Source organism: Deinococcus radiophilus, from assembly GCF_020889625.1.
Taxonomy (GTDB): Bacteria; Deinococcota; Deinococci; order Deinococcales; family Deinococcaceae; genus Deinococcus; species Deinococcus radiophilus.
This window is the reverse complement of sequence record NZ_CP086380.1, coordinates 2,056,629-2,082,500: the sequence shown is the minus strand read 5'-3', so window position 1 is coordinate 2,082,500 and position 25,872 is coordinate 2,056,629. Positions and strand designations below refer to the sequence as shown.

Annotated in this window: 29 protein-coding genes and 1 pseudogene (1 of these 30 cut by a window edge); 13 read left to right on the top strand and 17 right to left on the bottom strand. The window is 62.1% G+C overall.

The features are described 5' to 3' along the window. A protein-coding gene (locus LMT64_RS10520; protein WP_126353042.1) for a sigma 54-interacting transcriptional regulator crosses the window boundary here: on the top strand, positions 1-776 show its 3' portion. The gene continues 673 nt to the left of window position 1, outside the view; 776 of the gene's 1,449 nt are visible here — the last part of the coding sequence; its start codon lies off the left edge, out of view; its stop codon occupies positions 774-776. 95 nt (positions 777-871) lie between these two features. Here the strand turns inward: LMT64_RS10520 and LMT64_RS10515 are convergent, their stop codons facing one another. From LMT64_RS10515 to LMT64_RS10495, 5 genes are all read right to left on the bottom strand, one after another. Next, on the bottom strand, positions 872-2,194 hold the full coding sequence (locus LMT64_RS10515; RefSeq protein ID WP_126353040.1) for a cytochrome b: 1,323 nt from the start codon (positions 2,192-2,194) through the stop codon (positions 872-874). A gap of 2 nt (positions 2,195-2,196) precedes the next feature. Next, complete coding sequence (locus tag LMT64_RS10510; protein ID WP_126353038.1) at positions 2,197-2,853, bottom strand: ubiquinol-cytochrome c reductase iron-sulfur subunit; 657 nt, start codon at positions 2,851-2,853, stop codon at positions 2,197-2,199. A gap of 55 nt (positions 2,854-2,908) precedes the next feature. Next, positions 2,909-3,763 carry a c-type cytochrome gene (locus tag LMT64_RS10505; RefSeq protein WP_126353036.1) on the bottom strand — a complete coding sequence of 285 codons (855 nt, stop codon included), beginning with the start codon at positions 3,761-3,763 and terminating at the stop codon, positions 2,909-2,911. Positions 3,764-4,055: 292 nt separating this feature from the next. Beyond that, positions 4,056-4,325, bottom strand: coding sequence for a hypothetical protein (locus tag LMT64_RS10500; RefSeq protein ID WP_126353034.1), 270 nt, complete (start codon positions 4,323-4,325; stop codon positions 4,056-4,058). Further along, the gene (locus LMT64_RS10495; RefSeq protein WP_126353032.1) at positions 4,318-4,962 is read right to left on the bottom strand and encodes a response regulator transcription factor; all 645 of its coding nucleotides are present in this window, start codon (positions 4,960-4,962) and stop codon (positions 4,318-4,320) included. The genes LMT64_RS10500 and LMT64_RS10495 overlap by 8 nt, the downstream gene beginning before the upstream one ends. 103 nt (positions 4,963-5,065) lie before the next feature. On the opposite strand from LMT64_RS10495, the gene LMT64_RS10490 reads away from it, so the two are divergent. Further along, positions 5,066-5,575: a hypothetical protein gene (locus tag LMT64_RS10490; RefSeq protein WP_126353030.1), complete on the top strand. Its 510-nt coding sequence runs from the start codon at positions 5,066-5,068 to the stop codon at positions 5,573-5,575. Between the two features lie 15 nt (positions 5,576-5,590). On the opposite strand, the gene LMT64_RS10485 is transcribed toward LMT64_RS10490, so the two are convergent. Further along, entirely contained in the window at positions 5,591-6,100 is a 510-nt protein-coding gene (locus LMT64_RS10485; RefSeq protein WP_126353028.1) for an S-ribosylhomocysteine lyase, read from the bottom strand. 80 nt (positions 6,101-6,180) lie between these two features. Between LMT64_RS10485 and lspA the strand changes: the two genes are divergently transcribed. Next, positions 6,181-6,741 (top strand): signal peptidase II, encoded by a 561-nt coding sequence (gene lspA, locus LMT64_RS10480; RefSeq protein ID WP_126353026.1) that lies wholly within the window; start codon positions 6,181-6,183, stop codon positions 6,739-6,741. Positions 6,742-6,749: 8 nt separating this feature from the next. Here lspA and thrB read toward each other — a convergent pair whose 3' ends face one another. Further along, positions 6,750-7,742, bottom strand: coding sequence for a homoserine kinase (gene thrB / locus LMT64_RS10475; protein ID WP_229253221.1), 993 nt, complete (start codon positions 7,740-7,742; stop codon positions 6,750-6,752). 257 nt (positions 7,743-7,999) lie between these two features. Between thrB and LMT64_RS10470 the strand changes: the two genes are divergently transcribed. From LMT64_RS10470 to LMT64_RS10455, 4 genes are all read left to right on the top strand, one after another. Further along, complete coding sequence (locus LMT64_RS10470; protein ID WP_126353022.1) at positions 8,000-8,269, top strand: GlsB/YeaQ/YmgE family stress response membrane protein; 270 nt, start codon at positions 8,000-8,002, stop codon at positions 8,267-8,269. 234 nt (positions 8,270-8,503) lie between these two features. Further along, a complete protein-coding gene (locus LMT64_RS10465; protein WP_126353020.1) occupies positions 8,504-9,631 on the top strand; it encodes a glycosyltransferase in 1,128 nt (375 codons plus the stop codon). A gap of 23 nt (positions 9,632-9,654) precedes the next feature. Further along, positions 9,655-10,251: a DUF418 domain-containing protein gene (locus LMT64_RS10460; protein ID WP_170166051.1), complete on the top strand. Its 597-nt coding sequence runs from the start codon at positions 9,655-9,657 to the stop codon at positions 10,249-10,251. Then, positions 10,224-10,652: a DUF418 domain-containing protein gene (locus LMT64_RS10455; protein ID WP_170166050.1), complete on the top strand. Its 429-nt coding sequence runs from the start codon at positions 10,224-10,226 to the stop codon at positions 10,650-10,652. Before LMT64_RS10460 ends, LMT64_RS10455 begins: the two co-directional genes overlap by 28 nt. A gap of 31 nt (positions 10,653-10,683) precedes the next feature. Here the strand turns inward: LMT64_RS10455 and LMT64_RS10450 are convergent, their stop codons facing one another. Beyond that, on the bottom strand, positions 10,684-11,157 hold the full coding sequence (locus LMT64_RS10450; protein ID WP_126353014.1) for a PaaI family thioesterase: 474 nt from the start codon (positions 11,155-11,157) through the stop codon (positions 10,684-10,686). A gap of 51 nt (positions 11,158-11,208) precedes the next feature. On the opposite strand from LMT64_RS10450, the gene LMT64_RS10445 reads away from it, so the two are divergent. From LMT64_RS10445 to LMT64_RS10425, 5 genes are all read left to right on the top strand, one after another. Then, on the top strand, positions 11,209-12,216 hold the full coding sequence (locus LMT64_RS10445; protein WP_126353012.1) for a hypothetical protein: 1,008 nt from the start codon (positions 11,209-11,211) through the stop codon (positions 12,214-12,216). A 198-nt stretch (positions 12,217-12,414) separates the two neighbouring features. Next, on the top strand, positions 12,415-13,809 hold the full coding sequence (locus LMT64_RS10440; RefSeq protein WP_126353010.1) for an RtcB family protein: 1,395 nt from the start codon (positions 12,415-12,417) through the stop codon (positions 13,807-13,809). A 167-nt stretch (positions 13,810-13,976) separates the two neighbouring features. Beyond that, positions 13,977-15,554 (top strand): L-glutamate gamma-semialdehyde dehydrogenase, encoded by a 1,578-nt coding sequence (pruA, locus tag LMT64_RS10435; protein ID WP_126353008.1) that lies wholly within the window; start codon positions 13,977-13,979, stop codon positions 15,552-15,554. A gap of 293 nt (positions 15,555-15,847) precedes the next feature. Then, entirely contained in the window at positions 15,848-16,321 is a 474-nt protein-coding gene (gene ybeY / locus LMT64_RS10430) for an rRNA maturation RNase YbeY (RefSeq protein ID WP_126353006.1), read from the top strand. Then, entirely contained in the window at positions 16,318-16,704 is a 387-nt protein-coding gene (locus LMT64_RS10425; RefSeq protein WP_126353004.1) for a diacylglycerol kinase, read from the top strand. Before ybeY ends, LMT64_RS10425 begins: the two co-directional genes overlap by 4 nt. On the opposite strand, the gene LMT64_RS10420 is transcribed toward LMT64_RS10425, so the two are convergent. The 4 genes from LMT64_RS10420 to LMT64_RS10405 all read right to left on the bottom strand — a co-directional run bounded on the left by LMT64_RS10420 (position 16,691) and on the right by LMT64_RS10405 (position 21,090). After that, positions 16,691-17,287 carry a hypothetical protein gene (locus LMT64_RS10420; RefSeq protein WP_126353002.1) on the bottom strand — a complete coding sequence of 199 codons (597 nt, stop codon included), beginning with the start codon at positions 17,285-17,287 and terminating at the stop codon, positions 16,691-16,693. The genes LMT64_RS10425 and LMT64_RS10420 overlap by 14 nt on opposite strands. Positions 17,288-17,443: 156 nt before the next feature. Next, the gene (locus tag LMT64_RS10415) at positions 17,444-18,469 is read right to left on the bottom strand and encodes an alpha-ketoacid dehydrogenase subunit beta (RefSeq protein WP_126353000.1); all 1,026 of its coding nucleotides are present in this window, start codon (positions 18,467-18,469) and stop codon (positions 17,444-17,446) included. After that, entirely contained in the window at positions 18,466-19,635 is a 1,170-nt protein-coding gene (gene pdhA, locus LMT64_RS10410; RefSeq protein ID WP_229253220.1) for a pyruvate dehydrogenase (acetyl-transferring) E1 component subunit alpha, read from the bottom strand. Before pdhA ends, LMT64_RS10415 begins: the two co-directional genes overlap by 4 nt. A 579-nt stretch (positions 19,636-20,214) precedes the next feature. Beyond that, positions 20,215-21,090, bottom strand: a complete 876-nt coding sequence (locus LMT64_RS10405) for an alkaline phosphatase family protein (protein WP_126352998.1) — start codon at positions 21,088-21,090, stop codon at positions 20,215-20,217. A 31-nt stretch (positions 21,091-21,121) separates the two neighbouring features. Between LMT64_RS10405 and LMT64_RS10400 the strand changes: the two genes are divergently transcribed. Further along, entirely contained in the window at positions 21,122-22,021 is a 900-nt protein-coding gene (locus tag LMT64_RS10400; RefSeq protein WP_126352996.1) for a carbon-nitrogen hydrolase family protein, read from the top strand. A 71-nt stretch (positions 22,022-22,092) separates the two neighbouring features. On the opposite strand, the gene LMT64_RS10395 is transcribed toward LMT64_RS10400, so the two are convergent. The 5 genes and pseudogenes from LMT64_RS10395 to nadE form a co-directional block, all read right to left on the bottom strand. Beyond that, positions 22,093-22,962 (bottom strand): manganese catalase family protein, encoded by an 870-nt coding sequence (locus tag LMT64_RS10395; protein ID WP_126352994.1) that lies wholly within the window; start codon positions 22,960-22,962, stop codon positions 22,093-22,095. A gap of 50 nt (positions 22,963-23,012) precedes the next feature. Then, a pseudogene (locus LMT64_RS10390) lies at positions 23,013-23,198 on the bottom strand (IS982 family transposase); the annotation flags it as partial. Positions 23,199-23,206: 8 nt separating this feature from the next. After that, positions 23,207-23,980: an IS982 family transposase gene (locus LMT64_RS10385; protein ID WP_189643886.1), complete on the bottom strand. Its 774-nt coding sequence runs from the start codon at positions 23,978-23,980 to the stop codon at positions 23,207-23,209. Between the two features lie 255 nt (positions 23,981-24,235). Then, on the bottom strand, positions 24,236-24,997 hold the full coding sequence (locus tag LMT64_RS10380) for a flavodoxin family protein (protein ID WP_126353046.1): 762 nt from the start codon (positions 24,995-24,997) through the stop codon (positions 24,236-24,238). 60 nt (positions 24,998-25,057) lie between these two features. Further along, on the bottom strand, positions 25,058-25,870 hold the full coding sequence (gene nadE, locus LMT64_RS10375; RefSeq protein WP_126353048.1) for an ammonia-dependent NAD(+) synthetase: 813 nt from the start codon (positions 25,868-25,870) through the stop codon (positions 25,058-25,060). Positions 25,871-25,872: the final 2 nt, after the last annotated feature.

Sequence of the window (25,872 nt, the reverse complement as noted above, 5' to 3'; positions counted from 1 at the left end):
AGCTGGACGTCATGCTGGCCTTTAGTGCTAACCCAGAGGACTACACAGCACGCGGCAAGATCGTCACGCCACTCAAGGACCGCATCGGCAGCGAGATCCGTACGCACTACCCTCAGGACATCCGTCAAGGCATGAACATCACGGCGCAGGAGGCTGCGCGGCAGCCTGAAGTTCAGGTCCCGGACTACGTGGCTGAGCTGATTGAGGAAATCGCTTTTCAGGCACGCGAAGACGGCCGTGTTGACAAGCTGAGTGGTGTGTCGCAGCGCTTGCCGATCAGCCTGATGGAACTGAGTGCTGCCAACGCTGAGCGCCGCGCCCTGGTGACGGGAGCCAAGCCAGTAGTCCGGGTCAGCGATGTTTATGCAGGCTTGCCTGCCATTACCGGCAAGATGGAGCTGGAGTACGAGGGCGAACTGAAAGGGGCCGAGCAGGTGGCCAAAGACCTGATCCGCAAAGCCGCCGGGGCCATCTATGGTCGCCGCTACGCCAGCCTGAGCACGACTGCGTTGGAAGAATGGTTTGAACAGGGCAATGTCTTCCGTTTGCCGCAGACGGGCGCCGCCACTGAAATTCAGGCATCGCTGGCCGAAGTGCCTGACTTGACGGAACTGACCCGCGCGGTGGCCGAGTCGGATGATTCCGACACGCAGGCCAGCGCTGCCGAGTTTGTGCTTGAGGGTCTCTATGGCCGCAAGAAACTGAGCCGCGCAGAAGAACTGTACGCCGCGCCCGAGCCGGAGTTGAAGATGGGACGCGGGGGACGTTGGAACTGAGCCTGCGGTAATGCGGTAACAGTAGATAAACCAATCTAAAAAACACCGCCCTTGTGAGGCGGTGTTTTCTTATCCAGTGTAGAAATTGATTGGGCTTAGTCGTCGTGACCGTACATCACTGCACGCTGCTGCTCACGCTCGTCGGCGGCCCGCAGGCGGCGCAAGAAGGACACGTAGGCCAGGGTCAGACCATAAACGATCGCCGGGATCAAGAAGCTCAGGCCCCAGAGAATTGCGTTGGCAGAGGTTGTCGGCAGATAGCCATTGGCCACCAGCTCACCCTTATAGCCTGCCACCGACCAGACGATCATCAGCGCGAAGAACGCAATACCAGCAGCCAAGCGGTGGGGGTGATTGGTGGGGTTCTCGGCGTAGTACATATTGTCCTTGGCGCGGTCCAACATGGGGACGGCGAACATCAGACCAATCACCAGCATGGGGAGTACCAGTGCACCAATGAACTCGGCGCTGAAGTGCCCCCCCAACAGGTCGAAGCTAAGCGTATTGGGAATGATCGCCAATAGACCGAAGACCCACAGCAGATACCAATCAGGCTTGATGCCCTCAATAGGAGTGGAGCTGGGCGGGCCGTAATGTTCTACTGCGTGCACTGGAACAAAAGCGCTGAACAGAATCACGATGGCGGCAAAGAGCAGGGCCAGCATGATCATGATCGGAGTCTGCTGGGTAATCAGCGGCACACCGACGATTTTCTTGTAGGCCACACGTTTGGCGTACTGCGGCTGGGTATGCTTCTGCTTGATCATGATCAGCATGTGCGCTGCAGTGAGCGCCAGCAGGATACCCGGCAGCAGCATGATGTGATAACCGTAAAAACGGGGAATGATGCCTTCACCAGGGAAACGGCCAGCAAAGGCGAATTCAGCCAGCCAGGGACCGACCCAGGGTACTGACGCCGTGATGGCGTAGATCACCTTCAGGGTGTTGTAAGCGTAGTTGTCGTAGGGCAGGGCGTAACCGGTTACAGCGGTCAAAGCGCTGAAGATCAGCAGCAACATACCGATCCACCAGTTGATTTCACGCGGCTTTTTGTAAGCGCCCGTGAAGTAGATCCGCATCATGTGCAGCACCGCCGCTGCCACCATCACGTTGGCGGACCAGTGATGAATACGGCGGAACATATCACCAAATGGCATGGCGTTGATCTTCAGCGCGGAGTGATAGGCTGCGGGAACCAAGTTGGGGCTATCCGCAGTGCCGGGGTCAAATGAGTTGACCACCATGGAGTTGCTCGGCTCGAACGACAGCGCCAGAATAATCCCGGTCAAGATCAGGATGATCAAGCTAAAGAGGGTGATTTCACCGATAAAAAAGGTGTGATGAACCGGAAAAGCTTTGCGCAGGAACTTATCGTTCAGGCGGGTAATGTGTAGACGCTCGTCTAACCACTGGTTCATGTTCAGGCCTCCTCGGCAGCTTGCTTGGTGGCTTCCCAAGTCGCATCATCGGTATAGGGATAGGGATGGGTTAGGAAGAACCCCGACACCTTGATGCTGTCTCCCTCAGCAACAATCGGCAGCTGAGCCAGTTTATGTGGGGGTGGACCACCCGCCACAATGCCTCCTTCTGTCGGAGAGTACTGTCCAGAATGACAGGGGCAGAACATGCCGGTACCGTCCTTAGCATCGGGCACTGGACAGCCAGCGTGGGTACAGATATCGCTGTAGGCCACGACTTCACCGTCAATGGTTGCCTCAATCACCGCTTCGCCGCTCAGGGTCCCGGCAGGGTAGCGGTAGAGCGCCAGCAAGTTGTTCGGCTCACCCTTACGGATGATTTGGTTACCGTCGGCGTCAGTCCCCATCGGCCAGGCCGTGACCTGGGTTTCACTCAGCTCTGCCATGGTGATCGGTGTGCCTTCCTTGGCAGGATCAGCGTGGACCAGGATGTCACCTTCCATGGGCGGCTTCTTGTCTTCGGTCAGGCGAAATACGGGGTGTGCGCCGCCCAAAGTGCCGAGCAAGCTCACGGTACCAACAGTCGCCGTCGCACCCATCGCCATATTGATAAACCGGCGGCGGGTCAATTCAGGATCTTTGATCTTGTATCTGGTCATTGTCTATCGCTCCTAAAGCGCCTGGCACGGCAAACACCGTACCCAAAGCGGCGCTTTACCAAGGAAATTCTCCGCTGGCATCTTCGACCAGCACTTCGCCGTCCATGAAGTACTTCTTGTAGAGGCCTACCGCAATCGCCAAGCTCAGCACCAGCAGACCGGCCCACAGCCCTTCACGGCTCACGTTGGGAGTCACACCAGCGTTCCAGGCAGCGTAATCGGCCATCATCTGACGGGCAAACAGCACACTGAACAGCAGCGTAGAGGCAAGGGTCAGCACCATCATCATCGTGGCGACTGGCGTAGCCCGGACTTTGTGGATGCCGGGTTTCAGCTCCGAGCCTTCAGCCCAATAGGAGTAAAGCCCGATAAAGCCGTAAGCCAGCAACAGCATGGCGAAGGACAGGAAAAAGATTTCCGGCAGTGCAATGTGATCCGGGACCATACGGCCACGGTTCTTCAGCACTTCGGGATCAATCTCGCCTGCGCCTTCAGCAATCATCGCTGGGCTAAGAGGCTCGGCGATGTCGTTGCCCCAGTTATGGAGGACGAAGTTGGCCACTGCATAGATCTCGTTTTCCTCCAACACACCTTCAAAGGCAGGCATGCCGCCCTGGCCCTTATGAATGATGTTGTAGGCATAGGCTGGATCCTCCGTGATGTTGGTGTTACCTGCCAGCGCCGGACCCGCGCCGCCTTCACCTTCTGCGCCGTGACAACCTGCACAGTTGGCCTCGTACAGCGTCGGGCCGATTTCAGGCCACTCGGTCTCGATACTTGCCATGACGGCAGGGTCAACCACGACAGGCTCAGGGGCTGTCGCAGTATTAAATAAAAAGAGTGTGATGACCCCAAAGAGTGCCGCAAAAAAGATTGCGACCAAGGGCATTACAGCGTCATTTCTCTCCACGTTACTTCTCCTCGGATTGGGACTTGACCCACTGAACTGAAAACACCTGAATGCCGCATTCAGCTTGGGTTTACCAGCGGTAATACCCTGCGATTGTAGTGCAGCAGATGCGGATCAACATACCATGTCACTCCCGCTCGACCGACCGAAAAGTAAGCTGTCTGAGGCGCAGGTCCGCAACGTAAGCTTAGGACCGCTAGAGGGGCGCAAATGTCCCTTAAAGAAGCGGTGATAAGAGGTGGAGCGGCCTCACTTGATTAGGCCTACAGCAGGTCATCCCACAGAAGGCAGTTCAGTCACCGTCCGGCAGACTCAGCCCCGCCAACGCCGCAAAAGGATGTGGTGTATCAACCGGGCGCAGCGTGCAGAACGGGGCCGCACCTTCCGGTTCTACACGGTGTGGGCAGGTGGGGCACTCTGGAAAGGCCTGCTCGGTATAGGCCAGATCCGGCTCAGCGGAGACGATGGCCCACTCACGCTGACAGCCCGCCCGGTAAACCTGCTCACGGGCTGCGGCTGCGGGACGGGGAGCAGCGGGGCGACTACCACGGCGTCTACTCAAGGGGAGCGATGCCTTCCCGAATAGCGTAGAGGGCCGCCTGGGTGCGGTTGTTCAGCTGCAACTTGGTAAAAATCTCGCTCAGGCGGTTGCGAACCGTCTTCTCGGAGATGTCCAGGCGTAGGGCAATGTCCTGGTTAGAGAAGCCCTGGGCCAACAGCTTGAGGATCATCGTTTCGCGCTCATTAAGGTCGTTGTGCTTTTCCTGAGGCAGTTCTTCGCGCTTGTCCCGGAAGTCGTCCAGCACATTCTGGGCCATGTCTGGGTTCAGCAACGCCTCACCCGCCGCGACTCGCCGAATGGCGTCCAGCAAGGTGGCGCTGTCAGCGTCTTTGAGAACGTAACCGCGTGCTCCGGCCTTGACCGCCTCAAAGACGTAGCGGTCCTGGCGGTACATGGTAATCATGATGACCTTGGCCGAGGGATCAATTTCGAGGATGTTCTGCGTGGCTTTGACCCCATCCAGCTCAGGCATCTGAATATCCATCAGGATGACATCGGGGTGGGTGTCTGCCGCGAAACGTAGCGCCTCACGCCCGTTGGCAGCTTCGCCGATGACCCGCATACCTTCACTTTCGAGCAGGCTACGTAGGCCCTGGCGAAAAAGGGCATGGTCGTCCACTAGCAGAACACGAATCATATATGGCCCAGTGTAACGCTCCGGTAACAGCCGACACTGCAATTCATGAGGGAAATACCCAGCGAGAATCTTGTGAGAGGGGCGCAGGCTATAGTGGCGAGCAATGACCTGGTTCGACGCGCTGCTGCTGACCCTCTGGGCGATGCTGGGTGCCTTGGGCCTGCGTATGGGTCTGGGAGGACTGCTGTGGGCCGTGCTGATCCTGGGAGCGGCTTACCTGACCAATTTGGCCGGGGGCAACTTCTGGCCCACCCTGATCGTGGCCGCCCTGCTGGGAGCTGGGGGGAGCGCTGCCGCTTACGCCCTAAACACTCAGAGCGAGTCTCCTTACTGGTCTCCTCCGCTCTGGCACTCGGCGGCAGGGCTGCTGGGTGGTGTATTGCTAGGAGGCGTACTGAGTGCCGCGCTGGCCCTGGCTTTTCCGCTCACGCCCAAGGTGGACGCCTTCGGGGTGCATTATCAGTACCCCTCGCCACAGATGCCGCCGGGCCTGTACCGCGCCGTGCAGGGCTCACGGATTCAGTCGCTGCTGCTCCCGGTCTGGCAACGTAAATCGCCCTGGCAGACACTCCTGATCCCAGACCTGCCCCAGTTGATACAAGACCGCCCTTAGCAGCAGGCCAGGCGCTCAGCGCTGAATGTAGACCGATTCTTGAACGTGCAGACCCTGGTCCAGAACCTGGGCTGCGTAACGCTTGGCCCCTTCGAGGTCGTGGTCCCTGGCATTGCCGCACTCCAGCTCAGACTGGGCAGGCACCTGGTCATAAGTCGCGACATCCTCCAGCGCCCCACGGAAAACGTCCATGATCGCGGCCGGGTCAGGACGGTCCACCACAGCCATATAAAAGCCGGTGCGGCAGCCCATCGGAGAGACATCTACTACGTTCTCCAGGCGTCCGCGCAGTCCAGTGACCAGCAGGTGTTCCAGAGTGTGCAGCGCACCCGTAGGCAGCGCGCCTTGGTTAGGCTGGAGCAGCCGCAAATCATACTTGCTGATGGTGTCTCCACCCGGCGTAGTCTGAGTTCCAGCCAGGCGCACATAGGGCGCTTTGACCTGAGTGTGGTCCAAGTCGAAGGACTCCACTTTGCCTTTGATGGGACTACGTTCGGCCTGAGTATCAACGTCATTAGGCTGCATGCGCCCGGTATAGCACGCGCCCCCATCCAAAAAAGCAAGCAAAGACGTTGCTGACAGGCCGAATTACCTATACTGCGCCCATGTCTGCCCTTGTTCGCCCGCCCGTTCGCCGCTGGCCCCTGTGGCTGATGCCCCTGCTGGCCGCTGCCCTGATTGCTGCTGACCAGTGGCTGAAGGGCTGGGCACTGACCAACCTGACTTATCTGGCACCGCCTCAGCCGGTCATCCCCTGGCTGCTAGACTGGCAACTAACCTTCAATACAGGGGCCGCCTGGAGTCTGTTCTCGGACTCGGCCCTCCCGCTCGCCATCGGGCGAATGTTGGTGGGCATCGCCTTACTGGTCTATCTGGTGCTGCGCCCCCCTGGACGCGCCCTGGCCGTGGTGCTGACCATGATCGCATCAGGGGCCATCGGCAATGCCATTGACGGCTTTACGCAGGGCAAAGTGACTGACATGATTCATATGCCACTGCTGTCCAGCATCACCAATGCGCTGAACGCCGGCGATTTCCCCATTTTCAATCTGGCGGATATCTATGTGGTGCTCGGCACCCTGGCTCTGTTGGCGCTAAGTCTTCTGGACGAGCGGCACGAAAAGCGCGCGCAGGCTGGCGCAGCGCCCTCACACCCGCAGAACTAGGCCAGGTGTCAGGAGGGGGCAGCCACCTGACTTACCTGTGCGCCCTCCAGGTCCACGGGCAGAGCCACGACCTGACCGCCAACCCCCTGCCCTGCCATGACTCCGCGTAAAAAAGTGTGCAGCGGCGCAGTGGGTTGGGTCCGGTTATGAAAACACAGCACGGTTGGGCCGGCACCACTGAGAGCCACCCCCAACGCTCCATGTTCCGGCGCTTCGGTCAGAATCTGCTTCAGGCCTGGCACCAGGGGAGCGCGGTAGGGCTGATGCAGCCGGTCCTGCATGGCGTGGGCCAGCAGATCCAGTTGCCCAGACATCAGGGCCGCTGTGGTCAGAGCGGCATGTGACAGTGCAAACACGGCGTCAGCCTGAGAGTAGTGGCCAGGCATGACCCGGCGGGCCTCAGCCGTGCTTAGTTCAAAATCGGGAATCAGCAGGGTCACGCCCAGATGGGCTGGTGGCTCAATCCGCAGCACATGCGCCTGCTGGCCGTCAAACGTGCCCACCACGATGCCCCCCAGCAGTGCCGGGGCCACGTTGTCCGGGTGGCCCTCCAGGCGGCTGGCCAGGTGCAGCATCTCGGTTCGGTCCAGCGGTTCGCCCAAGACAGTATTGGCGGCCAGCAGGCCGGCAAGTAGGGCTGCCGCGCTGCTCCCCAAGCCCCGTGCCAGGGGCACATCACTGCGAATCTCTACGCGCATAGGCGGCAAGGGCTGATTCACCTCGGCGGCCAGTGCTTGCATAGAGGCATAGACATAGTTGCTCTCATCGGCAGGGGTGCCGGCCAGAATCTCTCCCAGTGGGATGATCTGTAGTGCATGCGCTGGACGGACCTGCACCGTGGTATACAGCGGCAAGCTGAGGCCCAGCGCGTCGAAGCCAGGCTCCAGATTGGCGCTGGAGGCGGGCACCCGGACCAGAATGGCCGCGGCCGAATCGGAAAGAAGGTCAGGGCTGGTAGGGGGCGCGGAAGGCAGGGAAGGCGGGTCTGGCTGGGCGGACATACTTCAGCCTACACGCCGCTCCTCTGGCCAGACAAAGCCGCCGGCTTAGCCCACACCTGGGCCACTTAACTGGAGTTGATGTGACCAAGCTGACGCAGGCCTGAAGTTGATCTTTACGCATGTCTGAGGCCAATTTGGGCAAGCCTTGAGAACGTGCGGTATATGACACTTGGAGCGGGGCCAAAGTCCCATCTTGGCGTCAGCAACGTGTGAATCCCGCGTGAGGGTTGACGTCCGTTGAACTACTGGAGGTAAGTATGTCCTGGATTATTGTAATTCTCGTTGGTGCCCTGGCCGGTTGGCTGGCCAGCATGATCATGAAGACCGACGCTCAGCAAGGCGCTATCGCTAACATTCTCATCGGTATCGTGGGGGCCATGCTGGCCAACTGGATCTTCGGTGACATGCTGGGCATCGGAAGCGCTGAGGCCGCTGGTGGTGGCTTTAACATCATGAGCATCCTGTGGGCCGTTCTGGGTAGCGTCATCCTGATCGCCATCCTCAAAGCACTGAACGTCCTGCGCTAAGCCGTATCCGGCCTTACGACCTTAGGAAAGTCCAGTCCAAGTGGCTGGGCTTTTCTCTTGTCGTGAGACCAAGGGCGCAACATCTGACTTCCTCATCAAACTCCTGGGCCATAATGTCAGGAGCATGACTTTTCTTAGTCGCCGCGAAATTCCCCAATTATGTGGCTTTGCCATAGCCCTCTCAGCTGGATACCCAGCCTGCCACTGCACCACTCCTGATCTGGCGCTGAACGCATGAAGCTGCCTAGACGCCGCCGCCTAGGTTCTTCACTGGCCCAGGGACTGCTGACGGGTATGGCCCTGGGGTACACCGCTTACCGCGCGGCGACCCTGGTGGTCAACGCCCGCACCTTTCCCCGGCTGGACCGCAAGCACGCGGCAGTCAGCCCGCGCCCTAAGGTGTCCCTTCTGACCCCGGCCCGTGATGAGGCCCACAACGTGCCGAAATTGCTCGGCGGCCTACTGCGCCAAGGAGCCGACGAAGTGATTCTGTTGGATGACCACAGCAGCGACGGCACCGGCGATATTGCGCGGGAGCTGTGTCAGGGCGTTCCTGGGGCCCGGGTGGTGAGCGGCACCCCACTCCCTGAGGGCTGGGCCGGGAAAAACTGGGCGTGTCACCAGCTGTCTCAGGCAGCCAGCGGCGACGTGCTGATCTTCGTGGACGCCGATGTGGAATGGAAGAATGGCGCCCTGGACGCTCTGCTGGCCGAGCTGGAACGTTCAGAGGCTGACCTGCTGAGCTGCTGGCCGCGCCAGAACGTGGGCAGCGCACAGGAGCGACTCATTACACCGCTGATTGACCTATACCTGCTGTCGCTGCTCCCCTATCCCGCCATGCAATTGCCGTTGGTCGCTACAGCAACCGCAGTAGGACAGGTGATGGTCTTCCGCCGGGCCGCCTACGACGCCGTGGGCGGACATACGCTGGTGCAAGGAGACGTCCTGGAAGACGTCCTGTTCGCCAAGCGGCTCAAGGCCCGTGGCTACCGGGTCATGGGTGTGCTGGGCGGCGGACGTGTTGGCGTCAGGATGTACAACGACTACGCCTCTTCGGTCAATGGCTATGCCAAAAGCTGGCTGCCTGTGCACGGCAACTCACGCCTGGCGCTGGCCACAGCCCTGGCCGGCCAGCTCTGCGTGTATACCCTCCCCTGGCTGCTGGACTTTCCAGGGGCGCGCCTGCTGAGGGCCACCTCGCTGCTCGAGCGCGCCGCCATTGCCTGGGTGGCTGGCCGGCGTGAGCCTGCCGACCTGGCCGAAGGGCTGATCGGCCCCATTCAGCCGCTGCTGATGTTGCCGATCTACCGCAAGGCCATCCGCAAGCAGGTCCAGTGGAAAGGCCGCGTGTACCAGCAGTAGACGTGCCGCTTTATGATTCTCCGATGCCTCGCCCTGTTTCTCTGCCTGCCGCAGCGCTGCCCACGCCTCAACGTCTCGCCATCCTTGACGTACTGCGTGGCGCGGCACTGACTGGTATTCCGGTGCTCAACGCTCCGGCCATCCTGCACCTCAACTTCGAACCCGGCGAGCAGACGGTCAGCACTCAAGTGCAGTTCTGGAGCGACCTGCTGTTCAGGGGCCATTTTTTCCCGCTGTTCGCCCTGCTGTTCGGCGCAGGCTTCGGGATCATGATGGAACGGGCGCAGCAACGCGGTGAATCAGGACTCGCCATGTTTTTACGGCGGCTGGCGCTACTGTTCGGGCTGGGGCTGCTCCACAGCTTGTTGCAGTCGGGGGAGGTCCTGCGTTTTTACGCCCTGTTCGGCCTGCTGCTGATTCCATGTTCTTATCTGCCTGTGCCGTTGATTGGGCTGGGCGCGGCCGTCATGACGGTGCTGGCCCTGTGGACCTCGCCCATTTTGCTGACTCCGGCCATGTTTCTGTTGGGTCTGGCGTTGCAGCGCCTGCGGGCCTTCGAACAGCCCCAGCGGGTGCGCCCGGTCCTGCGCCTGTGCTGGCGGGTCTTACCGCGCTGCTGACGGTCTGGAGCCAGCGCAGTGAGGCGCGTCTCTTGGAAGTGGCCGGGTACGACCTGGACCTGACCACCCTGAGCGCCCTGGTCGGAGCCGCGGCCATCACCAGTGGCCTGTGGTTCTGGGCAGCGCGTCCAGGAGCGCTGGCTGCCCCGCTGCGCCCATTGGCCTTATTGGGCCGCATGAGCCTAAGCAACTACATCCTTCAGACCCTGGTCTTTACAGTGCTGGGATGGGCGGGGTGGGCAGGGGGGCCTTACTGGCTGGTTATCCCGGCCTGTCTGCTGGCCTACGCCGCCAACCTGACCCTGAGCGCGTGGTGGCTGCCGCGCTACCGCATAGGCCCGCTGGAATGGCTGTGGCGCTGGGGCAGCACGCTGAAACGCCCGGCGCTGGCCCGCGCCTGAGCCTGTCTGCTGCCGCGCAGCGCCCACAGCATTACAGCCGCACCACGTTGCAGGTGCAGCGGGCCAGGGTGGTGGTCTTGCCCCGCTCGTCCTGTACCTCAATTTCCCAGACCATCACCGAGCGGCCCCGGTAGGCCAGCGTGGCGGTGGCCATGACATATCCGCCTGTGACGCCGCGCACATGGGTGCCACTCAGGTCCACGCCCACCGCCACTTCACGGGTCACGTCCAGGTTGATCCAGCTGCCCACCGAGGCCAGTTCTTCGGCCAGGGCCAGACTGGCGCCGCCGTGCAGCCGCCCAGCCGGTTGACGGTTTCCCTCTACCGGCATCCGGGCCACCAGCTTGTCCTTGGTCACGCTCAGCAGCCTGAGGCCCAATTTCTGGCCTAGTGTGCCGCTCAATCCCTGACTTTCGGAGCCGTTCATCCGCGCAGCCAGCTGCTCTGGCGAGAGCTGCTCAAATTCTTCGGGAGTGGGCAGGTCAATATCAGGGTGAAGGGTCATGCCTGAGCATAGACGCTCCGACTGTCGAGCGCCTGCATTAAACTGTGATCCATGCTCAATCTGAGGCAGCTGCACCCGCAGGCCATCGCCAGTCTGCGGAATTTCTGCGCCGACCTACTGGCTCCTGACTCTCCACTGGAAAGCGGGAGCGCCGAGATTTTCTTGAGCCTGACCGAAGGTGAAAGTAAGCCCACCGTGCTGCTGCTGCACGACTCAGATGGAAAGGCGACTCAGGAACGAATCAAAAAGATAGCGGAGAAGTCCAATGGGCGAACGGTCTGGTATCACCTCCGGCAGTACCCTGCCAGCGAGCGGAGCGCCCTGTACACCCGGCTCGGCGGCGGTCAGAGCCTCTATCTGCACCCGGCGGCGTTACGTGACCTCTCGCAGTTGCGGGTGGCCGGTGATCCTTATGGCCTGCTCAAGCAGATGAACCTCTATGGCCTGCTCCTGCTGAGTGCCCTGTTCCTGATGGTGGGGCTGCTGGACCGGGACCTTTGGGGCACACTCCTGATGCTGATTTGCTTGCTGGCGGCCTACTGGCTGATCTACGGGCTGATTCACCTGCGGCCTATCCGCGAAGCCCTGGCAAGACGCCGCAAGCAGGATTTTGCCGCAGTGCTGGAGAGTTGCGAAACCATTGGCCGCCCGGAACTGGACCCCGACCTGGCCGCCGCCCTGCCGGAGCGTGTGGCCGAGCGGCTGTCCCGCTTGCCAGACCTGCGACCCGGCAGTGGCGGCCTGCCTACTCCGGGTGAGTGGCGCGCCGCAGAGATCTGGGACCTGGCCTATGAGGCTGCCAAGACCCTGGGCCGTCTGCCCGCCAGCAGCCCTGGCTATCCGGCCATGCAGCGCGAGGTAGAGCAACTGCTGGACCTCGCACACACGGCCTTGGGTGAAGTGGCCACCACAGACCTACCAGGCGATCCAGCCACCCCGACCAATCCCGAACTGGCTGCCATTTACCAGGACATCCGGCACCATGCTGCTGCCCTGGGGCTGCAGGCGCTGAGCAGCCCCGCAGAAGCGGCCCAGCCTTCGCCTCAACGCTCCTATTGAGAACGGCAGTAGTCTGCATTGATTGGTGGGTGGTGGCGACTGTGTAGCGCGCTCGGCAATCCATTGGGTCAATGTCAATTTATGCCGTTATCAATAAGTGGTTTGGCCTAGCATCCTGCCCGCCTACTCCGCCAGACTGACAGTGGAGGTGAGCCGTCCGTCCCACCCGCAGACCACGGGTCAGCAGAAAGGACCCCCATGAACAAAAAACACCTTCTTAAATTGGGCTTCGGCGGCGAAGTCGTGGAATTGGCGCATCAGGCCGCCCGCATCCGCGCCCAGTCCGGACTGGACCACACCGAAGTGCTGGACGAACTGCAGAAGGTCCAGGCGGCGCCCCAGAACTATCTGGGTGGCGGCGTCTATGCTGAGCTGGCCGCTGCCGTGCAAGCCCAGCGACAAGGCCGGGCCTCCGCAGAACTGCGTCCCTCTCCCCTGCCCTACGGCATCTGGGGCGCCGAACTGATTGAAGCGGGGGCCTTAGGGCAGATGGATGTCGCTATGCGCCTGCCGATCACGCGGGCCGGGGCGCTGATGCCCGACGCCCACATCGGTTACGGGCTCCCTATCGGCGGGGTGCTGGCCACCGAGAATGCCGTCATTCCCTACGGCGTGGGGGTGGACATCGGCTGCTCCATGATGCTGAGCGTCTTGCCGGTTGACCCACAGCAGCTCAGCAGTGACGAGGCCCGCAAGCTGCTGCTGAGGCACACCCGCTTCGGGGCTGGAGTGGGGTTCCAGAAGAATCAGCGCCTGGATCATCCGGTGATGGATGAACGCACCTGGCAGGATCAGGGCCTGCTGCGCTCTCTTCAGGGCAAGGCTGCCGAGCAACTCGGCACGTCGGGCAGCGGCAATCACTTTGTAGAGTTCGGAACCCTGAAAGTAGACAGCGCGGACCTGGGCCTGGAACCGGGCGAATACCTGGCCATCCTGAGCCACTCCGGGTCGCGCGGCCTGGGGGCACAGGTGGCTGGACACTTTACCAAGGTGGCCGAATCCCAGCTGAGCGAACTGGACCCTGCCGCCCGCCGGCTGGCCTGGCTGGGGCTGGACACCGACGCTGGGCAGGCCTACTGGCGGGCCATGAACCTGGCCGGGCGCTACGCGCTGGCCAACCACGACCAGATCCATGCGAGGCTGAGCGGAGCGCTGAACGCGGAGCCACTGGTGCAGGTCAGCAACAGCCACAATCTCGCCTGGAAACAGGACGTGGGCGGCCAGGAACGAATCGTTCACCGCAAGGGCGCGACCCCCGCCGAGGCGGGCCGCCTGGGCCTGATTCCCGGCAGCATGGCCGATCCCAGTTTTGTGGTGCGCGGACTGGGCAACCCAGACGCCCTGAGCAGCTCCAGCCACGGCGCGGGCCGTCAACTGGGCCGCAAGGCCGCCGAGCGCAGCCTCTCGCGCGATGATCTGCGCCGCACCTTGCACGAACGCGGCGTGACCCTGATCGGCGGCGGGCTAGACGAAGCCCCGCAGGCCTACAAGCGCATTGAGGACGTGCTGGCCCGCCAGCGTGATCTGGTGGATGTGGTCGCCGAATTCACCCCCCGGGTGGTGCGGATGGATACCGGCAAGCAGGACATTTGAGGGCTGTCGGGCAGCCTCCTGGCCGCCCCAAGCCGCATAACTCTGCACCGCTACGGGCGCTGTATACAGCTTTGCATACGCCCGGTCTGCTGGGCTAGACTGGCCTGTACAGCCCAACTTGCCCCCATCACATGCGTAGCCGAGATTACGGCCCCACAGGAGTCCACATGCTGAAAATCGAAGAGTACCGTCCGCAGTCCTTTATCGACTTCACCAAGGAAGAGAACATCCAGGCCTACCAAGAAGCTCTGGCCAAAGTGCGCCGCGAGCTGGTCGGCAAGCACTATCCCCTGATCATCAACGGCGAGCGCGTAGACACCGAACAGAAGTTCGAGTCGGTCAACCCCTGCGATACCTCGGAAGTGGTGGGCACCACTGCCCGCGCCACTGAGGAGCACGCCGAGCAAGCCCTGCAAGGTGCCTGGAAAGCTTTCGAGGAGTGGAAAACCTGGAGCATGGACGCCCGCGCCCGCGTGCTGCTCAAGGCCTCGGCCATCCTGAAAAAGCGCCGCCTGGAAGCCTGTGCCCTGATGAGCCTGGAAGTGGGCAAGAACTACGCCGAAGCCGACGTAGAAATTGCCGAAGCGATTGACTTTCTGGAGTACTACGCCCGCCAGGCCATGAAGTATGACGGCTTCGGGGCCGCTGAAACCACCTGGTTCGACGGAGAAGAAAACGGCCTGATGTACCTGCCGCTGGGCGCTGGTGTGAGCATCAGCCCCTGGAACTTCCCCGGTGCCATCTTTCTGGGTATGTTGGCCGCGCCGATTGTCGTGGGCAACACCGTGATCGCCAAGCCCGCCGAAGACAGCGGCATGATCGCCGGATTCCTGGTAGACATCCTGATCGAAGCGGGCCTGCCTGCGGGCGTGGTGCAGTTCCTGCCTGGCAAGGGCAGCGAAGTGGGCGAGTACCTGGTGCAGCACCCCCAGACCCGCTTTATCACCTTTACCGGTAGCCGTGACGTGGGCCTGCGGATCAACGAGGTGGCCGCCAAAGTCAAAGTGGACGAGGGTCAGAAGTGGATCAAGCGCGTCATCATGGAGCTGGGCGGCAAAGACGGCATGATCGTGGACGAAACCGCCGACATTGACAACGCCATCACGGCTGCGGTGCAGGGTGCGTTTGGCTTTAACGGCCAGAAGTGCAGCGCCATGAGCCGCCTGATCGTGGTGGACGATGTATATGACGACGTGGTGAACGGCTTTGTGGAGCGCGCTGGCAAGCTGAAGGTCGGCACCGGCGAAGAAAACGCCAACGTGACCGCGGTGGTGAACCAGATGTCCTTTGACAAGATCAAAGGCTACCTGGACATTGCCCCCGAAGAAGGCAAAGTGCTGCTGGGCGGCGAGGCTCCCGGCGAGGCGAACGGCAAGCCGGGCTACTATGTCCAGCCCACCATCGTGGGTGATGTCAAGCGTGACGCCCGGATGGCCCAGGAAGAAATCTTTGGCCCGGTGGTCTCGGTGATCCGCGCGCGTGACTGGCAGGACGCCCTGGACATCGCCAACAGCACCGTGTACGGCCTGACCGGCGGTGTGTGCAGCAGCCGCCGTGAGCGCTTGGAAGAAGCCCGTGAGAAGTTCGAGGTGGGCAACCTGTACTTCAACCGCAAGATCACCGGTGCCATTGTGGGTGTGCAGCCGTTCGGCGGCTACAACCTCTCCGGCACCGACTCCAAGGCGGGCGGCCCGGAGTACCTGGGCAACTTTATGCAGCTCAAGACCGTGACCGAGCGCTGGTAAAGCGCCACACCAGAGGGGTGACTTACCTCTGTGCCTTCACCATCAACAGCCAACGCCAAAGGCCTCTGCTTGAACTGCAGGGGTCTTTTCGGCTGTACCGCCTCACCACGAGCGTTCACCAGCTCGCCGCCAAAATTCACGTTGCCGTTCAGCGAGAGGTGACCCGTCTACGCTGGAAACAGCTTGGCGTACCACGGCGGCAGAAATAATCACACACCCACAGTCCGCGCCGCCCAAACCGACGCTGCCTTGAGCGATGGGCCAGGTCTGCCGCCCGCGCTATCCTGACGGGCGTGATAGACCTGGTGGCCGAAGTGCCTGTAGACCCCGGATTGACTGCAGCCCTGGAACATAGCCTGGCGGCCGTGATGCGGCATTTCGGCGTGCAGGACCGCGAGGTGACGGTGGTGCTGGTAGACGACGAGACGATCCGGGCGCTCAAGCTGGAGCACTGGGGCGAGGACGCCGTCACCGACGTGCTCAGTTTTCCCAGCTGGGAGCCGGGCGACCCCTTCATGCCGCCGCACCTGGGCGACATCATCATCAGCCTGGAGACGGCGGGGCGGCAGGCGGGGGCGCGGGGCCATAGCCTCACCCGCGAAGCCGCGCTGCTCGCCAGCCACGGCATGACCCATCTGGTCGGCCACGACCACCCGCACGCTGAAGGGTTGGGCTTTGAGGAAGGCGCGACCGGCGAGGCGTGGCAGATTTTTCATGATGCCTGGGCCGCCGCACAGGCCGCCCTGGGTGACGAGTTAGAGGAATGAATAAAAATGTCGGCTCGGCGCTGAGTGCGCGGCGCTGGATGCGCTCGGCGGGGTACGCCTGGGCGGGCCTGCAGCGCACCTACCGCCAGGAGGCCAATTTCCGCTTTGAGGCGTGGGCCGCTGTGACCGCGCTGGGGCTGACGCTATGGCTGGATGCGCCGCTGACCCCAATTTTGTTGGTGTGTGCGCTGGTCCTGAGCTTGGAACTGGTCAACAGCGCCGTAGAAGCGGCGATAGACCTGCTCAGCCCAGGCCCGCACCCACTCGCCGCCGCCGCGAAGGACGCCGCCGCCGGAGCCGTGTATGTGGCGGCCTTTTTCGCGCTGCTGGTGGGCCTGAATGTGCTGGGGCCGCCGCTGTGGGCGCTGGTCAGCGGGCGCTAGGGCAGGCGGCTTCGCCTTCCAGCGCCTGCACCGTGTTCAGGCCTAGGCGCTGCAGCGTGGGCAACTGGTAGCGGGCGGCACTCAGGGTCAGCGTAGGTCGCAGCTGGCCGGGCTGGTCATAGCGCACCACCTCGGTGGTGGCCACGCAGAGATCACCACGCCCGCGCCCGTTCGGTTCCAGCCACAGCCGGGTGATCCCGCCCGTAGTCGGCGCACCGCTCTTGGCCTGATACACCACACTCCGCATTCCGTCCGACAGGTTCCATAGCCGCAGCGTATTGGCCCCGGCCCCGATCAGGTATTCACCGTCCTGGGTCCAGAGCAGTCGGGTTACGTCGCTGTTCTTGAGGGGCGTCACCCGACCCCCAGGCCGCGCCAGATACACCTGGCAGCCGTGATACTTGACGGCGTCCCAGCAAAAACGCACCACCGCCGCGTCGCCGCGCGGCGAGTAGAGCGTTTCCTCGTGCGCCCATAACCCTACGTCCATCTCTGCCTTGTCTGCATTGGACTGGCCAGTCACGGTGATGGCTTCGTTGCCCAGGTGGACCACCTCGGCGGGCGTGGGCGGTGGGGTCAGCATGCCTCAGCCTATGCGCCGTGGCTGACGGAAGGATGATGAGAGAAGAGGGCCTGAGGACGCCAGCGCTGCAGCCCCCAAAAGAGCCGGGGCAACTCTGCAACCCCGGCTCTTTCCACCCTCAGCAAATGCCTAGCTGATCCTCGCCAGGGCAGTTCTCTAGTAGTCCATCACCTGACGCATCGCCTTTGCGACGCGGGTCGGCGTGGGGCGGTACTTGTCTTCGATGGCGGTAAAGGGCGGGTAAGGCGCGTCAAAGCCCGTCACGCGGACCACCGGGGCCAGCAGCGAATCCACAGCCTCCTCGGCAATCACGGCGGCAATTTCGCTATGGAAGCCAGCGGTGCGCGGCGCTTCGGTGACAATCACAGCGCGGCCCGTCTTGCGGACACTTTCCAGCAGGGTGTCGGTGTCCAGTGGGCTGATGGTCCGCAGGTCGATGATCTCGGCGCTGATGCCTGCTTGCGCTGCAGCTTCGGCAGCCTTGTCGCAGATCTCCACCATGCCGCCGTAGCAGATCAGGGTCAGGTCGGTGCCTTCGCGGTGAATGCGGGCTTGGCCCAGCGGAATGATGTAGTAGCCGAGGTCCACTTCCTGTTTCAGCGAGCGGTACATCTTGATGCTCTCGAAGAACATCACCGGATCGGGGTCCTCGATAGCGGCCAGCAGCAGACCTTTGGCGTCCTGCGGGTTGCTGGGAATGACCACCTTGATGCCCGGCACATGCGCCAGAATCGCTTCGGGGCTGTCGGCGTGCTGCTCGGGGGTGTGGACCCCGCCGCCGTAGGGCGCACGCACGACCACCGGCAGCGAGAAGCGGCTGCGGGTGCGGTGGCGGTAGCGGCCCAGGTGGCTCATGATCTGGTCCAGCGCGGGGTAGATGAAGCCTGCGAACTGCATCTCAGCGACGGGTTTCAGGCCTGCCAAGCCCATCCCGATGGCCATGCCCATGATGCCCGCCTCGGCCAGCGGGGTGTCGAAGACACGCTCCTCGCCGTAGCGGGCCTGCAGGCCGTCGGTGGCGCGGAACACGCCGCCCATGATGCCCACGTCTTCCCCGAAGATATACACGTCAGGGTTGCGCTCCAGCGCCTGATCCAGCGCTTCGTTGATGGCGGCGACCATGGTGATGGGTTTGCTGGCGTCCCGCTGTGCAGTGACTTGTTTCTCGGCAGTGGCGGTCATGCTCCGTTTTCCTCCATGATCTGGGCGCGCTGTTTTTTCAGCTGCGGAGTGGGTTCGGCAAATACGTGATCCACGATTTCGGCGGGCGTGGGGTCCGGCAGGCTGTCGGCGGCAGCCACGGCCTCTTCGAATTCAGTGTGGATTTCTTCCAGAAGTGCGGCTTCACTTTCCTCGGTCAGCGTGCCCTGGGCCAGCAGGTAGGCCCGCAGGCGCCTCACCGGGTCTTTTTCGTCCCAGCCTGCCGTCATTTCTTCGGGGCGGTAACGGGTCACGTCGTCGGCCACGGTGTGCGGCTTGATGCGGAAGGTCACGGTTTCGATCAGGGTCGGGCCTTCGCCGTTCCGGGCGCGCTCCACGGCGTCACGGCTGACCGAGTACACCGCCAGGATGTCGTTGCCGTCTACCCGGATACCGGGGATACCGTAGCCGTCGGCGCGGCGTGACAGGTTCTGGGCCTTGGTCTGGGTGGTGGTCGGCACGCTGATGGCCCAGCCGTTGTTCTGGAGGATAAACACGCAGGGTGCATTCAGCGCCCCGGCAAAGTTCAGGCCCTCGTGAAAGTCGCCTTCCGAGCTGCCGCCGTCCCCGATAAAGGCCATGGCGACATTGCGGGTACCTTTTTTCTTCTCGGCCAGCGCGGCGCCCACGGCCTGCGGGTACTGCGTGGCGATGGGAATATAAAAGGGCGTCACCTTGAGGTTTTCGGGCATGTACCAGCCGTGCGGGCTGGAGCGCCAGTAGGCCACGGTTTGCTTGATCGGCAGACCGTAGGTCAGCGCGGCTCCGGTGTCGCGGTAGGTGGGAAACAGCCAGTCTTCGGTGGTCAGCGCGGCGGTGGTTCCGGCCTGCGACGCTTCCATGCCGCCGTACGGCGGGAACACGCCCATCTTGCCCTGGCGGTACAGCACCCAGGCCCGCTCATCAAAGTGACGGATGCGGCGCATCTGGCGGTACAGCCACAGCTGGGTTTCGGGGTCGGGCAGGCGGGATTCGCCGCCTTCAAGGTCGGGGTTCAGCGTGCCTTCGGGGGTGATGAACTGCAGCATCGGCACTTCGGGCTGACCTTCGGCCTGGGGTTGCAGGACCGACTTATTCATGGCTTCGGCCGCAGCAGGTGGCATCTGTTCGGCTCCACCTGCCGGGGTTTGAGTTGTCGTTTTGGACATAAACGTCGTCTCCTTTTATGGTCTGATACAGAGGCCACCGAAAGTTCGGCCACCTCACCTCAAAGTTGCCAGGGTAGTAAAACTCCGCCGTGGACACAGATGCAGCGCGATTCTCAGCACTTACAGGCCGGGTTGAGGTTTGCTTTCCATCATAGGAGAAATGCACCGGCAAAGTACGCCACGGGTGCAGCCCTTTAGGACACCCGTCAGGGAGCCCCGGAGAAGGTGATGTTTCACAGTCTGCCTCCTCCGTCAGACCCCTAGTCAACCACGCAAATCTCAGGTCAAGGTCAGGTCAGGCGACAGTATTTAGCCCAACATGAGACAGGGTCTCACACCACAAAAAAGTTATCCACAAGCGAGCGTTTCACTGTGGATAACTCCAGAGTTTCCGTCTGCCAGCACAATTTTGTATTCCCCTTGCGTAAAGATGCGTTCTACACGTCATTTCTGTATCGGACAGAATCAGCGTGCCAACACTTTTCAATGTCCAACAGGCAGAATCGTCACTCTTTTAGAGGCGCCTGTGGATAACTTGACGTGATTCCAGAACAAGGGCACGCATCAGAAATGGAGACTTTATGAAGGTGGCGGATCGAAAAGACTTGGCGTGGACGTCAGTTCCAGTTGCTGGCCTACCCACTGACCTGCCTCCACAATGTCGCTCACCTGTGGTGACAGCACCCCTGCCCAGGCCAGTGGCACCCGCGCCTGAGTATGTGATTTGGTCTGTAGGTTTTCTAGGTTGCCGTGGTCACTGCTGAGCAGCACCTTGGCACCCACTGCCAGCAGCCCTTCCAGCAAAGCATCTACCCGCTGTAAATAAGTCTGCCCGGCCCGCAACGAGGCGGAAGGAAGTTCTGGTGCACCACTGTGACCAATCAGATCACCCAGCCACAGGTCACACATCACCAGGTCGTAAGGCGCCGCTGCACGGGCGAGCGCCTCACCCAGCGCGGCGATGTCGGCCAGTGGGTGCTGAGGTGCCCAGGGCGCCGCGTAACTCAGTCCCAGGGTGGGCAGCACGGGGGGCAGATCCGGCGGGTTCAGCGGCAACCCGGCGCTCAGCACCGAGTAGGGGAAACAGCCGTGCCGGGGGCGCTGAAGGTGCCGTTCAAAATAGCCAGGTGGATAAAAGTTAGCGAGCCCAGCCCTGCCACCAGCCCGTGTCAGTTGCACGGGCCAGCTGGCCTGATCCAGCAAGCGTCGCAGCGTCGGCCCCGGCTGTGGCCCGAAGTGTTCGCCCATGTACCGCACGGCATCCTGCCCGGTCAGCCAGCAGGCCTGCCCGGTGGCCGATTGCGGCAGTCCCGGCACACCTAGCCCAGCGTCCAGCGCCAGCCCGGCCTCAACCAGTGGGCGCAGGGTCGGCAGTTTCGCGTTCCACACCGATTCTGGCAGGGCGTCAGCTGGATGGCCTACGCCGTCCAGGGCCAGCCAGATCAGAGCAGTCATGGTGGGATTCTAGGGGGTCTAGACTGACCCCATGACCGTGCGTATCGCCGCCGCCGCCTATCCCATCACCCGCCCCGGCAACTGGGACGAGTACACGGCCAACTTGCGCGACTGGGTCCGGCAGGGCGCGGAGACAGACGCACAGTTGCTGATTTTCCCCGAATATGCTGCCCTGGAACTGGTGGCCTTGCTCCCCGCCGAGCTGCACCATGACATTTTGGGAATGCGCCCGGCGCTGACTCCCTTCGTGGGGCGCGTGGTGGACCTGCACCGCAGCCTGGCGCTGGAATTCGGGATAGCCATTGTCGCTGGCAGCCTCCCGGTGGCCGCTGCGGGCGGCTTCGTGAACCGGGCCTATGTGTTTGGTCCCGGCGGCGCCGTGGGCCATCAGGACAAGCTGATGATGACCCGCTTTGAGGCCGAGGAATGGAACGTCCAGCCCGGCAACGGCGAAGTCACGCTGTTCACGTTGGGCGACCTGAAATTCGGCGTGGTGATCTGTTACGACTCGGAATTTCCGCAGCTTAGCCGCCGCTTGGCCGAAGCAGGTGCGAACTTGCTGGTGGTACCCAGCTTCACCGAGACGCGCCGGGGCTACAGCCGGGTCCGCATCGGCAGCATGGCCCGTGCCCTGGAAAACGGACTGTATACGGTGCAGGCTCCACTGCTGGCCGACGCACCCTGGAGCTACGCCCTGGAAACGGCGGTAGGGGCGGCGGGTGTCTATGCCCCCGCCGATGTGGACCTGCCCGAAGACGGCGTGGTGGCCGAATTGGGGTGGAATGAAAGCGGTTGGCTGACCGCCGACCTAAATCTGGCAGCCCTAACGCAGGTGCGCGGGGCAGGCCATGTGCTGAACTTCCGTGACCGCGTAGCCGCGCAGGAGCGGCCCCGGCTGCCGCAGACGCTCAGCCTGGGCCAGCTCCAGTAGCGCTCGGACCGCTGAGCTTGCCTCTAGAGGCCCATTGGAGGGCCAGTCGCCCAGCCCATACCGGGCCGGATTTAGCGGGTGGGGTCGCTGGCTGGGTCAGCGCTGTGCGGTGCCGTCATCTGCAGCCGCTCGGCGTAGGCCATCGGCAGCGGCGGGGCCAACTGCGGCTTATCGCCAAACGGCTGGCCCGGCATCAGCTTGAATTCGCCCAGGCCGTCCAGCGACGGGCCTTCACTCCAGCGGCCCTGTGGCGCTGGCACGCCCTCCACCCCCGGCACAAAGAAGGTATAGCTGACTTCGCGCAGTTCCTCTTCGGGCGGGAAGCTGTTGGGAATCGGCAGCGTGCCCTGATGCCCGCCCAGTTCCTCAATGACCGCCAGCCACTGCTGCTGGTGCATGGTGTCGCGGGCGATCAGAAAGCGCAGCATGTCCTTCATGCCGGGGTCGTCGGTCAGCTCGAACAGGCGGCAGGCCAGGGCGCGCCCGGTGGCTTCGGCGGTCACGTTGGCGTACATGTCGGCGGCCAGGTTACCGCTGGCATACACATGTGACCCATTGAACGGCACGCCATTGGCATCGGAAGCCAGCGCCGCCATCCCCGCCGACAAAAACTGCCGGGGGTCCATGCCGCCCATTACCGCTTCGACGACGGGGTTGTCTTTGGCCGCCCGGTCCTTTTCGCTGCTGGATGCGCCTTCAAGGTTCAGGGCCACGGCTGTCGCCAGCATTTCGATGTGGGCGATTTCCTCAGTGCCGGTGGCCAGCAACATGTCGCGGTACTTGGCGGGACCACGGGCGCCGAAGGACTGAAAAAGGTACTGCAAGCAAACGCGAATCTCACCCTCGACGCCGCCAATCGCCTGCTGAAGCATCCGGGCAAAGCGGGGGTCGGGAGTGTCGACGCGGACCTGATACTGCAACTTGCCGTCGTAATAGAACATCGAGGTTCTCCTATGAAAGAGGCGAGCAGGTATTCAGCTGGAAACGCCGTTTAGGGCCTAGCAAGATTGTGGGCGAGTACGGCTAAGACGACGCGGAGCTTAAGTGAACCCAGGGTTTTGGTTTGGGCAGAGCGGATTTGAGCTTCCACAAGCGCAGAGAAGACTGTTTCAATACGTTTGCGGATTTTGGGATGGCGAGATTCTCGCCATCCCGTGTCATATCTGGTGTTCTTCTTGACGCCGTTTAGGGCCTAGCAAGATTGTGGGCGAGTACGGCTAAGACGACGCGGAGCTTAAGTGAACCCAGGGTTTTGGTTTGGGCAGAGCGGATTTGAGCTTCCACAAGCGCAGAGAAGACTGTTTCAATACGTTTGCGGATTTTGGGATGGCGAGATTCTCGCCATCCCGTGTCATATCTGGTGTTCTTCTTGGGCGGATACACGTAGCCCAGACAGCAATACCCCTTATCGCCAATGATGGTTGGGCCTTCAAACTCTGGCCATCTGAGATTCAGCTCATAGCTGACCGTAACGTCATGGAGGTTGGCAGGTCGGATGACGTACTGAACGATTTGTCCACCTGGTGTGACCCAGGCGTGCAGCTTATATCCGAAGAACTCGCCCTGAGTTCCAAATCCCCATTTCGCGCCTGGGAACTGACAAAGGTGCGTGCGTTTGGGACGGCAAATGGGGAGGGGCATTGAATCAACTACGACTTCAGTGCAGGGCTGAGCTGGGCTTGCAACATGCTCTAGGAGTGGCAACAGTTTGATGCCCCTGGTGTAGGCCTGAGTGTAGGAAGGAAGACCGGGACGGTCTTCCTTGAGGATGTTCCACCAGATGGAAGGAAATGGATGCTTGAAGACGAGACGGGAGAGCAGCAGAGCAACCAGCATGGCATCTGTGACCTTCTGGTGCGGGCAGATTTTCTGGTCGCTGAAATGCTTCTTAGCCCAGAAATAGAGGTGGCGAATGACGTGCCGACGTCCTAGACTATGGTGGAGACGATATTTAGCCATGTCGTCTCTATTTTTATGTGTCTGAGACGCACTTCACCAGGGGGCGGTCAGGCCCTAAACGGCGTTGGAAGGACAGTCTGTCTGGCCGCCGATAAAATGCTCAAGGCCGCCGGTCAGAATCTGACCAGCCGACCTACGAGCAAAGCGGTAAAGCCCCCTCTTTTCTTATAGGCGATTCTGCCTCCTTCGCTTGAGAGAAATCAGACATGTGCAGCTCAGGCCAAGGTTTGATAGGGGCGTTCCTCACCCTAGGGTTCAGCGGCCCGATTCTTCTTGGGGTGGCTCTGGGTTCTGGAAGCCGAAGCGTTCGCCGTCCTCCCAGGCGCGGCGGTCATTGCCGTAATTGGGTAGGCCGCCTGCCCCTTTAAGCAGCCGGGCCAGGTGCAGCAGGTTCCAGGTCATGATGGTGGCATTGCGCTGGGTAAACTCGTTGTCGAAGCCGATCAGTGAACCATCTTCGGCGCGGTCACCATAGCTGGGGCCGGGGCCGATCTCGCCCAGCCAGCCACAATCGGCCTGCGGCGGAATGGTGTAGCCCAGGTGCGACAGCGCAAAAGTCAGCGTCATGGCGACGTGCTTGACGCCGTCCTCGTTACCAGTGACCACTGCGCCGCCCACCTTGCCGTAAAAGACACTCTGGCCCTTCTCGTTCAACTCGCCCGACATGGCATACAGCCGCTCGATAATGACGCGGCACACCGACGACTCCTCGCCCAGCCACAGCGGCGTACCGATCACCAGAATGTCGGCAGCCTGCACCTTGGGCCAGAGCGTGTCGGGCCAGGCATCCTCCTGCCAGCCGTGCTCCCGCATGTCGGGGTAGATGCCCGGTGGCAGGGAGTGTTCCAGCGCATACACAGTTTCCACCTGCGCCCCGGCCCGCTGCATCAGGCCAGAAACAGCACTCATGAGGCTGCCTGTGTGTGACTGGGCGGGGTCCTTATTCAGCGAGCAGTTGATAAAAAGGGCCTGGAGGCCAGCGAACTCCTGCTGCGGCGGTGGTCGGTGTTCAGCCATAGGCCCAGCCTGACAGGGGAAGAGATCGGCTGGGCCAGTGGAGCATAAAGGTTTACTGCGTTATTGCGGTACTGCTGGCGTGGTCCGCTTGTGTGCCGAGCGGCGGAAATAGCCCTCAATTTTCTCGGCAGCCTCAGCACTCACGGCTTTACCTTCCAGATAGTCGTCAATCTCGCGGTAGCGCAGGCCCAGGGCTTCCTCGTCCGGCAGGGCAGGGCGGCCTTCTTCCAGGTCGGCGGTGGGAACCTTTTGCCAGGTGCTGTCCGGTGCGCCCAGATGCCGCAGCAGCGCCGCGCCCTGGCGCTTGTTCAGGCCGTTCAGGGGCATCAGATCGGCAGCCCCATCACCAAACTTGGTAAAAAATCCGGTCACCGCCTCGGCGGCGTGGTCGGTGCCGACCACCAGCAGGCCCAGCTGCCCCGCCACCGCATACTGGGCGATCATGCGCTGACGGGCCTTGATGTTGCCTTTATTGAAGTCACTAATCCGGTCACCGCCACCCAGGGCCGCCTCGGTGGCCTGTTCCACCGCGTCGGTCGCGGCCTTGATGTTTACGGTCAGCCGCTCGTCGGGCTGGATAAAGCGCAGAGCCGCCTGCGCGTCGGTTTCATCGAACTGCACCCCGTAGGGCAGGCGCATGGCATAGAACTGGGCTGCGTGGCCCTCCGCCCGCAGGCGCTCACAGGCCAGTTGGCACAATCGGCCCGCCAGCGTGCTGTCTTGTCCCCCACTGATGCCCAGCACGAAGCCTTTCGCCCCAGCGCGGCGGGCGTAGTTGGCCAGAAAAGTCACGCGCCGCTCCACTTCAGCGGCGGGGTCAATGCTGGGCTGCACGTCCAGCTCCTGAATGATGCGTTGTTGCAGTTCGCTCATGG